Below are 13,697 nucleotides of genomic sequence, written 5' to 3'. Positions count from 1 at the left end.
CGGATTACGGGGCAGACGGCGGTTCACCGGGAGGGCCGAACCCTCCCGCGCCGCCAGTGCCGCGGCGCGGCGCCGACCACGGGGAGCCTCATGCCTGCCACCCAGCCGGAAAGACCCCTCCGCCCGACGGCGGAGCCCTGTACCGTCCCCGAGCCCGGCCGTTCGCCCGCTCTGACGAGCGGCTTCTGCGCGGCCGCCGCGCGCCTCGGTGCGCTGGCCGTCGGCCAGACGGCGCTGATGGTGGGTTTCGGGCTCCTGGTCGCCGGGCCCGCTCGCGGGATATGGCCGCTGAGCGTCGAGGACGGGATCAACGAGGGGCTGGAGAAGGTGCGGACGGGCGCGCTGACCGATGCGTCGTTCGTCGCGTCCGAGGCCGGCAACACCGTGACGGTGGTCGTCATCACCGTACTGGCCTGTCTGGGCCTGGTCGTGCTCCCCCGGCTGCCGAGGTGGCGGCAGGCCGTCTTCCTCGCCGTCGCCGTCGCCCTCCAGTCCCTGGTGTTCCTGATCATCAGCGTGTCCGTGGACCGTGACCGGCCGGATGTGGACCGCCTCGACGCCTCGCCGCCGACGGCGAGTTACACCTCCGGTCACACGGGCGCCGCGACCGCTCTCTACGCGGGCCTCGCCGTACTGGCCCTGCTGCCCGGCGGGCGAAGCCGCCTGCGGAAGGCCGTCGTCGCCCTGCTGCTGCTCCTGCCGCTGCTCGTGGCGGTGGCCAGGCTCTACCGGGGGATGCACCATCCCACCGACGTACTCGGCGGCCTGCTGAACGGGGCGCTGTCCCTGCTGGTGGCGGGCCGGGCGCTGCTGGCCGAGGGCACGAGTCCCGCACCGGTGCCGGAGAACGCCATGGAGGTGGCGCTGGAGGCGGCGGCCGAGCGGGCGGAGCGGGTCTCGGGCCACACGGTCGTCATCGTCAACCCGACCGTGACCGAGGACGAGCAGCGCGAGACGTTGCGGCTCGTCCTGGAGCAACACGGCCGTCACGCGCCACGGTTCGTCTCCACGACCGCCGATGATCCGGGCGGCGGTCAGGCGGCAGCGGCGGTGCGCGAAGGCGCGTCGCTGGTGGTGGTGTGCGGCGGTGACGGCACGGTCCGGGCCGTGGCCGACCGGCTGGCCGGTACGGGGACTGCGCTGGCCGTGGTGCCCTGTGGCACCGGTAATCTGCTGGCCCGCAATCTCGGGCTGCTGGCCGGACCGGCCGAGGCGCTGGCCGCCGCGCTGTCGGGCTCCGAGCACCGGATCGACCTCGGGCGGATCGGGGGCGACTCGCTCCCGGCCACCCACTTCACCGCGATGTCCGGTGCGGGTCTGGACGCCGCGATGCTGGAGAACACCGGCAGTGCGGCGAAGGCCGCGATCGGCTGGCCCGCGTACGTGGTGGCCGGGGTCAGCAGCCTGCGGGCGCCGCGCATGTCGGTGTCGATCCGGCTGGACGGCGGGCCGGTCCTGCGCCGTACGGCACGCATGGTGCTCCTCGCGAACATCGGCGATGTGCAGGGCGGGGCCACGCTCGTCCCGTCCGCCCGGCCCGACGACGGGCTGCTCGACCTGGCCGTGTTCGACCCGCACGGGCCGGGGGGCTGGCTGCGTGCCGTCGGGGCGGTGCTGCGCGGACGCACGAAACCGCTCCGCCCCTCTTCTTCCCGGAGTGACGGCACGGGAACGCCCGTGGAGTACTTCACCTTCCGCCGCGCCGAACTCCGCTTCGGGTCGCGGCAGTCGCGGGAGATCGACGGCGACCCGGTGGACACGGGGCGCCGGCTCGTCGCCGAGGTGCGGCCCGGGGCCCTGACCGTGCTCCTGCCGTCGGGCGGTGAGTGAATGGGCACCGCGACCCGGGTTCCGCAGACCCGCGACATGGCGGGCGACGAACTCACCGCGGACGAGGCGCTGGCCTCACTGCGCCGCTACGGACGCTGGCCGCTGGTGCGCGACTCGTTCGTACGCTTCCGGTACGCCGACGGCTTCAGCCATTCACGAGCCCTCGCGCTCCAGACGGTGCTGGCCGTCATCCCGCTGGTCATCGCGTTCGTCGGCCTCTCGGCTTCGCTGCACACCGAGAACGTGGGCAGGCTCGCGGAGCTGACGATCCATCGCATCACCGCCGGTCCGAGCGCCGAAGTGGTGGAAGACGCGCTCGACCGAAGCCGCCGGCGCGCCGGGGAGGGGGCGCAGCTCACCCTCTGGTTCGGCCTGCTCTTCTCGCTGGTCAACGTCACGACGGCGATGTGCCAGATCGAGCGCGGGGCGAACCGCATCTACGGGATCGAGCGCGACCGGCCGTTCCACCTGAAGTACTTCCGGGGCCTGGTGATGTCCCTGACCGCCGGCATCCCGCTGGGGCTCGGGTTCATCCTGATGGTGGTGGGCGGCGACCTCGTCACGGCCGCCGCGACGGTCTACGGTCTCGGTGACACGGCCAGGACCACCTGGGACCTCCTGCGCTGGCCGTGCGGGCTGCTGCTCGCGCTTCTCTCGGCGAGCGCGATCTTCCGCCGCTCCCCGCGCCGCAAGCAGCCCGGTTACACGTGGCTGGCGTTCGGGGCGGCCCTCTATCTGGTGCTGTGGACCGCGCTGACCTGGCTGCTCAGCCTCTACCTCTCCCTCAGCGGCTCCTTCGACACGGTCTACGGCCCGTTGAGCGCCTTCATGTCGCTCCTGCTGTGGGCCTATCTGACCTCCATAGCCCTCTTCCTCGGGCTGTCCTTCGCGGCGCAGCTGGAGGCTGCCCGCGCCCGCCGGCCCGGTCCCGTCCACGACGACCCGGGAGCATGAATGGTTGTACGAGCCACCACACGGCTGCTGCGTGAGCGGCGGCGCCGGGCGGCGGACCGCGCGTTCGGCGTTCGCCTGCTGGGCGCCGCCGCCGTCGCCGCACTGTCCGCGGTGCCGTTCGCTCTGGTGCTGGTCCTCGTCGAGGGGCACTGGCGGCCGCTGCGCGCGGTGGACTCGGGTGCGGCGGGGCATCTGCACCGCACCGCGCTGGACCATCCGGCCTGGACGAGCGCGCTGCGCTTCCTGTCGGACCGGGTCTGGGACCCGCTGACGCTGCGCTGCGCGGTCGCGCTGCTGACGGGGTGGCTGCTGTACCGGCGGGCCTGGCGGCTGGCGGCCTGGAGTGCGGTGACGGCGGTGGCCGGCGGCCTGACCGGGTTGCTGGTCAAGACGGTGGTCGAGCGGGCCAGGCCGTCCTTGGCGGACCCGGTGGCGCGGGCGCCCGGCTTCTCGTTCCCGTCGGGGCACGCGATGACCGCCACGACGTCGTTCGCCGTGCTGCTGCTCGTCCTGCTCCCGCTGGTGCCCCGTCGCGGCCGGGCGCTGTGCTGGGGGGTGGCGGTGCTCTCGGTGCTGGGTGTGGGCTTCACCCGGGTCGCGCTCGGTGTGCACTGGTTCAGTGATGTGGTCGGGGGCTGGCTGCTCGGGCTCGCCGTGGTGGCGTCGACCGGCTGGGCGTTCGAGGCCTGGCGCGCCGACTCGGGGCGCGGCCGCAGCGACGTGGCCGAGGGACTGGAGCCCGAGCTGACGCAGGCCGCGCCGGAACGCTGACCGGCCGGCGGGCGCGCCGGGCCGCCTCTCAGGGCTCCGGGGCGGCGCGTTTGACGTAGGACGTGATGAGCGCGGACTCCAGGCGGTCGACGCCGTCGAGCAGGCCGATGCGTTCGGTGAGGTAGGTGTCGAGAGCGGCGGTGTCCCGGCAGACGGCGATGGCGACCAGGTTGTGGGGGCCCGTCGTGGTGCCGACGAAGGCCGCTTCGGCGTCGTCGGCCAGTGCCCGGGCGACGCCGCCGAGGCGGCCGGGTGCGACGGTCAGCCAGAGCATGCACTGCACGAAGAAGCCGAACAGCCCCGAGACGATTTCGACGTCGAGCTGGAGGACGCCGGAGCGGCGCAGTTCGTGCAGCCTGCGGCGGACGGCGGATTCCGACCAGCCGACCTGCCGGGCAAGATCCGGGTAGGCGGCGCGGCCGTCCGCGGCGAGGGCGGGCAGCAGCCGACGGTCGAGGTCGGTGAGCTCCACCGGCTGGGCTTCCTCGGTGGCGGCCGGCGTCAGCGCGGCGATCTGTTCGTCGGTGAGCGCCAGGGTGCGGCCGATCCACCGGCGGTCCATGACGGGGCGCAGGAGCCGGTGTGCGTCGATGTGGGTGATGTGCGGCAGGCGGCCCAGTGAGGCCAGGGGCGCCGGGCCTTCGGTGATCCGGGGCGCTTACCACTTCGCCCGCCCCAACCTGTCCAGCGGCGCGGCGCAGGCCACGTACTTCGCCGGGCACGGCCGGGCCTGGTCGCGGGACAGCCTGACGCTTCCCGGCATGCTCGACCTCGAAGGCGGCTGCTACGGCAAGTCGGCCTCGGCGATGCAGTCGTGGATTCTGGACTTCTACAACACGTACAAGGCCAAGACGGGGCGCGACGTCGTCATCTACACCAGCGCGAGCTGGTGGAACTCCTGCACGGGCGGCTGGAGCGGCATGTCCGCGCGCAGCCCGCTGTTCGCCGCGCACTGGACGAGTGCGGCGAGCCCCACCACCCCGAAGGGCTTCCCGTACTGGACCTTCTGGCAGTACACCGACTCCGTTTCGGTGAGCGGCATTTCGGGGGCCGTGGACCGCGACCGGTTCAGCGGTGACGCCGGCCGGCTGCTGGCGCTGGCCAACAACACGCCGTGACGCACGACTGAGCCGTCTCCCGGGAACGGACGGCGGCCACGCGGTGCCGGGGCTCGGGGCCCGCACCGCGTGGCCGCCCTTCCCCTCTCAGCGGGGACCGGCGGCGAGCCACTGCCTGTACGAGGTGGAGGCGAGGCGTGCGCCGGGGCCCGCGACGAGGACGTCACCGTCGACGGCGGCGAACATGCCCGCCTCGTTGTCGGTGACGACGGTGCGCCGGTCCTGGCGGGCGGCGAGCGTGAGACGCCCGAGCTCGTCGAGGGGGAAGACGTCGGGGCCGGCGACATCGGCCGTGCCGTTGAGCGGCGGGGCGGTGGCGACGTCGGCGAGGGCGGCGACCACGTCGGCCGTCGCGATGGGCTGGAGGCGCGTGGCGGGGAGGCGCACGGTCTCCTCGTCGGAGGTCCACGACAGGACCGCGTCCATGAACTCGAAGAACTGCGTGGCACGCACGATCGAGTACGCGGTGGGTCCGTTGCGCAGGAGTTCCTCCTGGAGCGTCTTCGCCCGGTAGTAGTCCAGCTGGGGGACCCGGTCGACGCCGACGATCGAGAGAATGACCTGGTGCTGCACGCCGGCCTGCTCGCCCGCCGTCAGCAGGTGCCCCATGCTCGTGCGGAAGAAGTCTGGGGACGCGGCATCGAACGTGGGCGAGTTCGTCACGTTGACGACCGTCTCCGCGCCTTCGAGCACCTTGTCGAGCCCTGCCCCGGTGAGCAGGTCGACTCCGGTCGACAGGGATGCGGGCACCACTGCGTGGCCGGCCTCGCGAAGCCTGGACACGAGCTGGGAACCGATCAGACCGGTACCGCCGATGACCGTGATCTTCATGGTCGAGCCCTTCCGTGAGCCGAGTACGGCCACCCCGTCACCGAAAACTCGGATATCCGTTGCCCCCGATTTTACCCGGACCGATCACGGCCCGGACGTGGCGCAGGCCGTCGACGGATCACGGTCCTGGACGTGGCGCAGGCCGCGGACGGCGCCGGCTCGGCCTTCGTCTGCGCCGAGATCCGTCGGCGGGGCCCCTTCGGGACGCCACCCGAGAAGTGCGCGAAGCCGTGCCCCATCGCCCGCCCCGTGGCCGCCGCCGACGCCGCCTGGCGGGCATCACTGCGGGGCCGGTTCCATAGCGGGTCTCGTCGGCTCCCTGGAGGAGATCAGCGGGCCCGAGGCGCTGCCGAGGATCGGCGCGTGGCTCAACTCGGCCAGTGACACGAGCGGCTGAGCAGCCGCGGTTGCGGGGGCGCCCCGGTCGTGGGAACGGCCTGTCTGCCGGTGGTCCGTCGGGGTCGACCCGGCGAGTCGGTGGGCTCCGCGTCGCGGCCTTCGCCCGCCCCGAGTACGCCACTCAGCCACCGTCACACTCTTTTGCAATACACAGGTAGCTAATTTCAGAGTTGGAGCAGTCTATTGCGCGCACTCTCCCGCGTCGTTACGATCCCCGGCATCGAGTCCCGACCTGCCGACTGCCCAAGCAGGCTGGCTACGGCGGGAGTTGACCTAGCCGGAGGAGCACCCAGATGGGTTTGACGCGCCGCAAGCTTCTGCAAGCCGCCCTCTCGACCGGCGCCATCGCGACGGTCGGGGGCGTACAGACCGCCCTCGCCGGGCCCGCGGCGGCGGCCGGCAGTCCGCCGGGAGATGTGGTGGGCAAGGTCACCGTCGGCTACCAGGGCTGGTTCGCCTGTGGCGGTGACGGAGCGCCGATCAACGGCTGGTGGCACTGGACCCAGGACTGGAGCCGGTCGCCGTCCCCCTCGAACACCGGCATCAAGTGCTGGCCCGACATGCGGGAGTACACGCACGACTACCGCACCGCTTACGACAACCTCGGCAACGGTCAGCCGGCGACGCTCTTCTCCTCCTACGACCAGCAGACCGTCGACACCCACTTCCGGTGGATGCGGCAGTACGGCATCGACACCGCTGCGCTCCAGCGCTTCAACCCGACCGGCGGCGAGGGTCCGACCCGCGACGCGATGGCCGCGAAGGTGCGGTCCGCGGCGGAGTCGCAGGGCGTGAAGTTCTACGTGATGTACGACGTCACCGGCTGGACCGGTATGCGGTCGGAGATCAAGGCCGACTGGACGGACAAGATGAAGGCGCACACGTCCTCACCTCAGTACGCCACCCAGAACGGCCGGCCGGTGGTGTGCGTCTGGGGCTTCGGCTTCAACGACGCCAACCACCCGTTCTCCCCCGAAGCGTGCCTGGACGTCATCAACTGGTTCACGGAGCAGGGCTGTTACGTCATCGGAGGAGTGCCCCGCGAGTGGCGCACCGGCGGTGCGGGCAGCCGCGCCGGCTATGCGGACGTGTACCACGCCTTCGACATGATCTCGCCCTGGATGATCGGCGCCATCGGCAACTCCGCGGACGCCGACAACGCCTACACCACCTACACGGTCGGCGATCAGGCGGACTGCGCCGCGCACGGCATCGACTACCAGCCGTGCGTGCTGCCCGGTGACGTGTCCGCCCGTCAGCGCGCGCACGGCGATTTCATGTGGCGCCAGTTCTACAACATGTGCCGGGCCGGGGTGCAGGGCATCTACATATCGATGTTCGACGAGTACAACGAGGGCAACCAGATCGCCAAGACCGCGGAGTCCCAGGCCTGGACACCCACAGGGTCGGGTTTCCTGGCCCTGGACGAGGACGGCACCGCCTGCTCGTCCGACTACTACCTCCGCCTGACCGGTGACGGCGGACGCATGCTCAAGGGCCTGATCGCCCTCACCCCGGTCCGCCCCACCCCGCCGACGACCACGGGCTCCGGCGGTGACACCGACCTGGCCCTGCGGCGTCCGACCGCGGAGAGCAGCCACACCCAGGTGTACGGCTCCAGCAACGCGGTGGACGGCAATGCGGACAGCTACTGGGAGTCGGCGAACAACGCCTTCCCGCAGTGGATTCAGGTGGATCTGGGAGCCGCGACGGCCGTGCGGCGGATCGTTCTCACCCTGCCGCCCTCCAGCGCCTGGAGTGCCCGGACCCAGACCGTCTCGGTGCAGGGCAGCGCCGACGGTGGCGGCTTCGCCCAGCTGCTCGCCGCAGCGGACCGTAGGTTCGACCCGGCCACCGGCAACTCCGTCACCCTCACCCTCCCGGCGACGGCCACCCCCCGGTTCGTACGGCTGACCTTCACCGCGAACAGCGGGTGGCCCGCTGCCCAGCTCTCCGGATTCGCGGTCCACGCCGGCTGAGAGGCGGCCGGAAAGCCGGGCGCGTAGACGCTTCACCGAGGCCCTCATCGGCTGCTCAGCCGATGAGGGCCTCGGTGATCTGGCGGGTGGTCTGCGCAGCCACTTGCGGGTTGACGGCCGCGCAGGAGGTACAGGCGTTCAGGCCGGTGGCCAGGGCCCATCCGCGGCCCCGGGTCCAGGGGACGTCGTCCGGGCCGAGCGCGGCTCGGAAGGCCGCCCGGCTGCGGGAAGACATAGGGTGAACGCGATGGTCAGGTCGCAGGCCGGGACACCGCCCACGGCCACGGATACCCGAAGTCCGGCTCGCCCGCCCCGACCGGCACCGGAATGGGCAGGGGCAGGTGCGGCGCGAGCCGGGGCAGTCACTCGGCCTCCTTCCCGGCCGGCGCGCCTCGAGGGAACGCCGGCCGGGCCCTGCACTACCTGCGCGCACTACCTGCGGGCACTACCTGCTGGCGGCCGCCTTCCCGGCCTGGCCGTTGATGACGAACTGTGAACCGGGTTCGACCACCACGTCACCGTCGGCCGAGCCGGTGATGGTCACATCGGTCAGGGTCGCACTGCCCCTGGCCCCTCCATGAGCGAGGATTCCGGAGCCGTTGACGGAGTTGTCGATGCGGACGTTCGAGATCTGGGCCCCGGGCACCGCGCCGCCGCCCGACTTGAACTGAATCCCGTCATAGGTCGAGTCATGGATGTCGGTGTCGCGGATCGTGACGCCCGGGATGTCCTGTCCGGCCGCGAACAGGGTGATCGCCCCGAACTCCTGGGCCTCGCCCCAGAACGCCCCGCCCGTGCGGTAGAGCGCGTTGTTGGCGATCAGCGTCTGCCCGGAGAAGGGCAGCGGGTCGTGGTCGGTCGCCAGCATGATCCCCGGGTAGTTCATCGTGTCGGAGATGATGTTGTTCTCGATCGTGTTGCCGTAACCGCCGTAGACCGCGATCCCGTTGGCCCTCCAGGGCAGCTGGATGGTGTTGTTACGGAAGTGGTTGTCGTGGCCGACGTCCACCGAGGGGTTCTTCACGTACTTGCTCGACCACACGGCGAGGGAGTCGTCACCGGTGTACCTGAGCGAGGAATTGAACACCGTCGAATTGCGGGTGCCGTTGGCGAAGTTGATGCCGTCCGCATACGTGTTGCGAATCCGCATACCCGTGAACTCGACGCCGTCGGCGGGCCCCCAGAGGTCCGGGATGTTGTCGTAGTCGCGTCCGACCCACACGCCCACGTTCGCGTGCTCCAGCCACACGTTGGTGATCTTGGTGTTCTTGCCGAAGCGGCCGTTCAGACCCACTCCGCCCTCGGCGTTGCCGTCGCCGCCGCGGATGGTGCCGGAGCCGAAGATCGCGATGTCCGAGATCTTGGTGTTGTCGTCGATGTCGAAGCCGAAGTTCCCCTCGTGCGGGTGGTTGATACCGCCCGCGTCCTGGGGCTGGGTGAGCGTGTAGAGCTGGGAGTGCCACATGCCGGCGCCACGGATCGTGACGTCCGTGATGCCGACCTGGTTGTACTGTCCGCGGTTGAGCGGGTCGTCGGTGAGGATCTTCTGCTCCTGGCGCCACTGCCCCGGCGGAATCCACACGCAGCCGATGTCGCCGTTCTGGTTGGCCGTCACCGCACGCTGGATGGCGTCCGTGTCGTCGATCCCGTCGTTCGGAACCGCTCCGTAGGCGGTGATCGAGGTGCATCCGGCCGGCTGCGCGGTGGGGGGTGCCACCTGCTCCAGGTCGATGAGGTCGATGACGTAGAAGGAGGCCGAGTCGCCCGCGTCGCGCTGGAGGCGGAACTTCGTGCCGGCCGGATAGGTCTGGCCGAGCAGTGCGTTGGACTCGTCGAACAGCCTGCGGGCGTCCGCCTGCGGCTGGTTGGTCAGGCCCTCCGGGCTGTCCGTGTCACCGTAGAGCCAGCTGTGCTTGGAGGAGAGGGTCAGCTTCCGGACGAACGTGTCGTTGACGTACAGGCTGATCGTGGCCTCCATGCCGCCGCCACCGGGGGCGTCGGGGATGGAGTTGCGTACGACGATCGAGTTCGACGGGACCGTCGAGGTGACCTCGACGTACTGGCCGGTGGAGTCCAGCCGCACGGACTGGCGGCCCGAGGACTCGGTGGCGAAATTGGTGTGCCCGAAGGTGCGCTTCTGGTCGGACTTCAGCAACGTGCCCCGGTAGTCGCCCGCTTCCACCTCGTACTCGCTGTACGGGACCGCGGCCCCGCGGCCGACCACGATGGTACGGGAGAAGACGTTGTTGTTCTCGTTGGTCTCGGCGACGACATCGGTCGCGTCCGCCGTGGCGGTCAGGGCGGCGCCGCCGCTCTTCGCGGTCCAGCTGCCGTTGAGGGGAACGGAGACCGTGCCACCGGCGGGAATCGCCCCGGTCGTGCCGTTCAGCGTGGTGCCTTCCACGACGAGGCGGGTGACCGTCGGGGAGCTCACGGCCGTGGTCCCGCGGTTGTGCACGGAGACCGTGAAGGTGACGGCGGCCCCCACCGCGGGGTTCGACGGGCTGGAGGTGATGCCGAGCACCTCCAGGTCCGGGCCCGGGCTCTGAGCGACCACGAGCTTCGACGCCGCGGTGCGGCTGTTGTTGCTGTTGTCCTGCTCGATGACCGTGTCGGCCGGGTCGACGACCGCGGAGAGGCTGTACGCACCCATCGGCCGCTTGCCCACGTCGACCTGCACGGTGGCCGAGGCTCCGGCGGCGAGGCCGCTCACCGGTGCGCTGCCGGCGACCACGCCCTCCAGGCTGACATCCAGCGTCGTCGCGGCGGAGGCCGCCGTACCCACGTTGCGCACGGTTGCGTTCACCGTGACGTCGTCCGTCTCGGACGGCGAGGCGGGAGACCACGTCAGTTCGGTGACGGTCAGGTCCGGGTTGGGCGCGGCGGTACCGACCACCTGTATCTCGGCGACCTGGGCGCCGGGAGCGCCGGTGTTGGAGAAGAACGTGAGCCGTACGTCCGCGTACCGCCCGCTGACCGGGATCGTCACCGTGTTCGCGTTGCCCGAGGGGCTGAACGCGTAGTCGGCCCTGTCCTTCAGTGAGGTGAATCCGGTGGCGGACTGGGACCGTCCGAGCACCTGGATGCTCTGTGTGCGGGCAGCCCAGGCCTGGTCCGGGGAGAGCTTGACGACGACGGCCTCGACGTCGGCGTCCGCGCCGAGCTTCACCGTCAGGGTCGAGGGGTATCCGTTCGACTCCCAGTACGTGCCGACCTTGTCATCGTTGGCGTTGGCCGCCGCGAAACTCTGTACGGACGACGACGCCTCGATGGGCTTGTTCAGCGCCAGGTTGGAGCCGACAGCCGGAGACGGGCCGGAATCGTCGCCGGTGTCCTCGCCGTGGACCTCGACCTGGGAGAGCTGAGCGGCGTTCCAGCCGCTGTTGGCGGTCACCTGCACGCGGACGTACCGTGCCTGCTTCGCGGCGAAGTCGATGGTGACGGTGTTGCCCGCCGCCGGACTGAACGTCCGTGCGGCCGAAGCGGACAGGGTGCTGAAGCTGCTCCCGTCCGTACTGCCCTGGACGGCGAGGGTCTGGCTCCTGGCCTCCCACGTGGCCGGCAGCTTCAGCACCACCTGGTCGACGTCGAACCGGCCGCCGAGGTCGATCCGGACCCACTGCGGAAGTGCGCCGGAGCTTTCCCAGTACGTCTGCTGACTGCCGTCGGTGACGTTGGACGCCGGGTAGGCGTCGTGTGCCCCGCTGGTCGTGACCTGTTTACCGAGTGCCAGGTCGGGATTCTGTACGGTCGCCGCCGAGGCGGCCACCGGCACGAGCCCGACGGTCATCAGCGCGGCTGTCACCGCGCCTGTGACGAACCGCCATCCGTGTTGCTTCCATCTCATGGTGTCCTCTTGTTCCGTGGGCCGCGGGACCGGGCGGGCACGGGCAGGCGTCACCTTCCGTACGACGCGTCGGGCGCCGTGCGGAAGTGGGCCGGGCGCGGGCCTCCGGTACACCGAGGGGGACGATCGGGGACGCCGGCAGGAGCGGAACCACTGCGCCTGCCGGAAACTCACGCTCATTGCCTAGAATTTTGAGTGATCCGGTCAATATTTTGCGGTGCTGCGGTGACAGGTTTCTAGCAGGTGATGTTTTTGTCAACGGTGCGCGCACTGGGGGCTGTTGTCGGCTCGAACCCGCCGGCCCGGACCGGGAACCCACCGCGCACACGCGGGGCGGGGCGCCCGCTTCTGCCAGACTCGCCCCATGACTGAGAACGACCCGGAGCACGGCTACCTGCTCGACAACCGGCAGACAGAGGCGGGTATCCGCTTCGGCGCCCTGAGCAAGCTCTTCGACCCAGTGACGTTCCGGCATGTCGACGAGCTCGGGATCGGCGTCGGCATGCGGTGCTGGGAGGTCGGTGCCGGTGGGCCGTCCGTTCCTCTGGGACTGGCCGAGCGGGTCGGCCCGACCGGAGCGGTGGTCGCCACCGACATCGACGTGTCCTGGACCCAGGACGTCGTCGGCGGCGTCATCGAGGTGCTGGCGCACGACGTGGCGGCCGACCCTCCGCCGGGCGGTGGCTTCGACCTCGTCCACGCCCGGCTGGTCCTGGTGCACGTCACGGACCGCGCCGAGGCGCTGCGCCGGATGGTGGGGGCGCTGCGGCCCGGTGGCCGACTGCTGCTGGAGGACGCCGACCCGGGGCTGCAGCCGCTGCTGTGTCCGGACGAGTCCGGCCCGGAGCAGCGGCTCGCCAACCGTCTGCGGTCCGGTTTCCGGTCCTTGATGGCGGGGCGCGGGGCGGACCTCTCGTACGGACGGACCCTGCCGAGGCTGTTGCGGGAGGCCGGCCTGGAGGACATCCGGGCCGACGCGTACTTCCCGATCACCTCACCGGCGTGTGCGGTCCTGGAGGCGGCGACGGTCCGGCAGATCCGCGGCCGCCTGGTGGAGGCGGGGCTGGCCACCGACGAGGAGATCGAACGCCATCTGGCGAACGTCGCGACGGGGCACCTCGACCTCGCCACCGCTCCGATGATCTCCGCGTGGGGGCGCCGCCCGCAGAGCCCGTAACGCCCGCGGGGAGGGCGGGGCGTTCATCCCTTCGGCTGGACCTTGACCGCAAACTCCGCCCGACGCGTCGCGCCTCGTGGTGAATGGACACATGCCGCGGGTACGGGCCGATGCCCGCACACCGGCGGCAAACCCCCCAGCCCAAGGAGCGTGAACCATCGTGAAGAACGCAGACAGCGCGTCGCGGAGCGTACAGAAGGTGTATGCCGAGCGGTTGGCCGCTGATCTCGCCGCCAACCGGTCGGAGCAGGAGGATCTCACCGCGCAGATCGCGGAACTGCGGGCACGCCTGGAGCGGCGGAGGAAGGACGAGAGCTGGCTGACGGGCGTTCAGACCACGCTGTCCGGTACGACCGTGCCCTCTCGGCCGCGCCCCGCCCCGCAAGCCGGCGCGGCACCGGTGAGCGAGGTGGTCCCCGCCGTCAAAGCGGTCCCGAAACCTCGCCGTGCCAAGCGCGCGAAGGTGCCGGCCGTACCGGCCGGAGGAACCGGCAAGAAGGCGGCCGCCACGGCGGGAGCCCCCCTGCACCAGCTGATCCGCGCGCTGATGCCTGTGGGCGAGCCCCGGTTGGCGCGCGAGGTGCACGTGGAGCTGGAGGAGGCGCACCCGGATCGCAGGACCTCGGTGCAGGTGGTGCGCAACACGCTGGAGACCATGGTCAAGCGGGGTGTCGTCACCAAGGGCATCCAGAAGGGGGCGGCCATGTACACGGCGTCCGAGCCGGCCACGACGGCGGAGACCGCCGGTCAGCCGGTACGTGAGAAGGCCCCGGCGGCCGGCTGAAGCGGCT

General features: G+C 71.0%; 9 protein-coding genes and 2 pseudogenes. 7 read left to right on the top strand and 4 right to left on the bottom strand.

Annotated elements, in window-relative coordinates:
* Window positions 1-90 precede the first annotated feature (90 nt).
* The 3 genes from E6P78_RS13520 to E6P78_RS13510 are packed head-to-tail and all read left to right on the top strand — an operon-like array spanning window position 91 to window position 3,555.
* On the top strand, window positions 91-1,830 hold the full coding sequence (locus E6P78_RS13520; protein WP_136203814.1) for a diacylglycerol kinase family protein: 1,740 nt from the start codon (window positions 91-93) through the stop codon (window positions 1,828-1,830).
* Complete coding sequence (locus tag E6P78_RS13515) at window positions 1,831-2,784, top strand: YihY/virulence factor BrkB family protein (protein WP_136203813.1); 954 nt, start codon at window positions 1,831-1,833, stop codon at window positions 2,782-2,784. It abuts the gene before it with no gap.
* Window positions 2,785-3,555 (top strand): phosphatase PAP2 family protein, encoded by a 771-nt coding sequence (locus tag E6P78_RS13510; protein WP_136203812.1) that lies wholly within the window; start codon window positions 2,785-2,787, stop codon window positions 3,553-3,555.
* Window positions 3,556-3,583: 28 nt separating this feature from the next.
* On the opposite strand, the gene E6P78_RS13505 is transcribed toward E6P78_RS13510, so the two are convergent.
* Entirely contained in the window at window positions 3,584-4,117 is a 534-nt protein-coding gene (locus E6P78_RS13505) for an Lrp/AsnC family transcriptional regulator (RefSeq protein WP_240799190.1), read from the bottom strand.
* A 70-nt stretch (window positions 4,118-4,187) separates the two neighbouring features.
* Here E6P78_RS13505 and E6P78_RS13500 point away from each other — a divergent pair.
* Window positions 4,188-4,673: pseudogene (locus E6P78_RS13500) on the top strand (GH25 family lysozyme); the annotation flags it as partial.
* A gap of 87 nt (window positions 4,674-4,760) precedes the next feature.
* Here E6P78_RS13500 and E6P78_RS13495 read toward each other — a convergent pair.
* Complete coding sequence (locus tag E6P78_RS13495) at window positions 4,761-5,504, bottom strand: NAD(P)H-binding protein (protein WP_136203811.1); 744 nt, start codon at window positions 5,502-5,504, stop codon at window positions 4,761-4,763.
* Window positions 5,505-6,196: 692 nt separating this feature from the next.
* Between E6P78_RS13495 and E6P78_RS13485 the strand changes: the two genes are divergently transcribed.
* Complete coding sequence (locus E6P78_RS13485) at window positions 6,197-7,882, top strand: discoidin domain-containing protein (protein ID WP_136203810.1); 1,686 nt, start codon at window positions 6,197-6,199, stop codon at window positions 7,880-7,882.
* Window positions 7,883-7,937: 55 nt separating this feature from the next.
* Here E6P78_RS13485 and E6P78_RS13480 read toward each other — a convergent pair.
* Both E6P78_RS13480 and E6P78_RS13475 read right to left on the bottom strand, forming a co-directional pair.
* Window positions 7,938-8,265: pseudogene (locus E6P78_RS13480) on the bottom strand (hypothetical protein); the annotation flags it as partial.
* A gap of 62 nt (window positions 8,266-8,327) precedes the next feature.
* Window positions 8,328-11,729 (bottom strand): CARDB domain-containing protein, encoded by a 3,402-nt coding sequence (locus E6P78_RS13475; RefSeq protein ID WP_136203809.1) that lies wholly within the window; start codon window positions 11,727-11,729, stop codon window positions 8,328-8,330.
* A 364-nt stretch (window positions 11,730-12,093) separates the two neighbouring features.
* Here E6P78_RS13475 and E6P78_RS13470 point away from each other — a divergent pair, with 364 nt between their 5' ends.
* Both E6P78_RS13470 and E6P78_RS13465 read left to right on the top strand, forming a co-directional pair.
* Window positions 12,094-12,906 (top strand): methyltransferase domain-containing protein, encoded by an 813-nt coding sequence (locus tag E6P78_RS13470; RefSeq protein ID WP_136203808.1) that lies wholly within the window; start codon window positions 12,094-12,096, stop codon window positions 12,904-12,906.
* A gap of 160 nt (window positions 12,907-13,066) precedes the next feature.
* Complete coding sequence (locus tag E6P78_RS13465) at window positions 13,067-13,690, top strand: hypothetical protein (protein WP_136203807.1); 624 nt, start codon at window positions 13,067-13,069, stop codon at window positions 13,688-13,690.
* Window positions 13,691-13,697 lie beyond the last annotated feature (7 nt).

It is taken from the genome of Streptomyces sp. A0958, assembly GCF_004795035.1.
Lineage (GTDB): Bacteria > Actinomycetota > Actinomycetes > Streptomycetales > Streptomycetaceae > Streptomyces.
Note: the sequence above shows the minus strand (reverse complement) of the source record. Positions and strands in the feature narration are given on the sequence as shown.

Coding starts and splice junctions, on each gene's coding strand:
- E6P78_RS13520 (WP_136203814.1), top strand. CDS start 91: ATGCCTGCCACCCAGCCGGAAAGACCCCTCCGCCCGACGGCGGAGCCC.
- E6P78_RS13515 (WP_136203813.1), top strand. CDS start 1,831: ATGGGCACCGCGACCCGGGTTCCGCAGACCCGCGACATGGCGGGCGAC.
- E6P78_RS13510 (WP_136203812.1), top strand. CDS start 2,785: ATGGTTGTACGAGCCACCACACGGCTGCTGCGTGAGCGGCGGCGCCGG.
- E6P78_RS13505 (WP_240799190.1), bottom strand. CDS start 4,117: ATGGACCGCCGGTGGATCGGCCGCACCCTGGCGCTCACCGACGAACAG.
- E6P78_RS13495 (WP_136203811.1), bottom strand. CDS start 5,504: ATGAAGATCACGGTCATCGGCGGTACCGGTCTGATCGGTTCCCAGCTC.
- E6P78_RS13485 (WP_136203810.1), top strand. CDS start 6,197: ATGGGTTTGACGCGCCGCAAGCTTCTGCAAGCCGCCCTCTCGACCGGC.
- E6P78_RS13475 (WP_136203809.1), bottom strand. CDS start 11,729: ATGAGATGGAAGCAACACGGATGGCGGTTCGTCACAGGCGCGGTGACA.
- E6P78_RS13470 (WP_136203808.1), top strand. CDS start 12,094: ATGACTGAGAACGACCCGGAGCACGGCTACCTGCTCGACAACCGGCAG.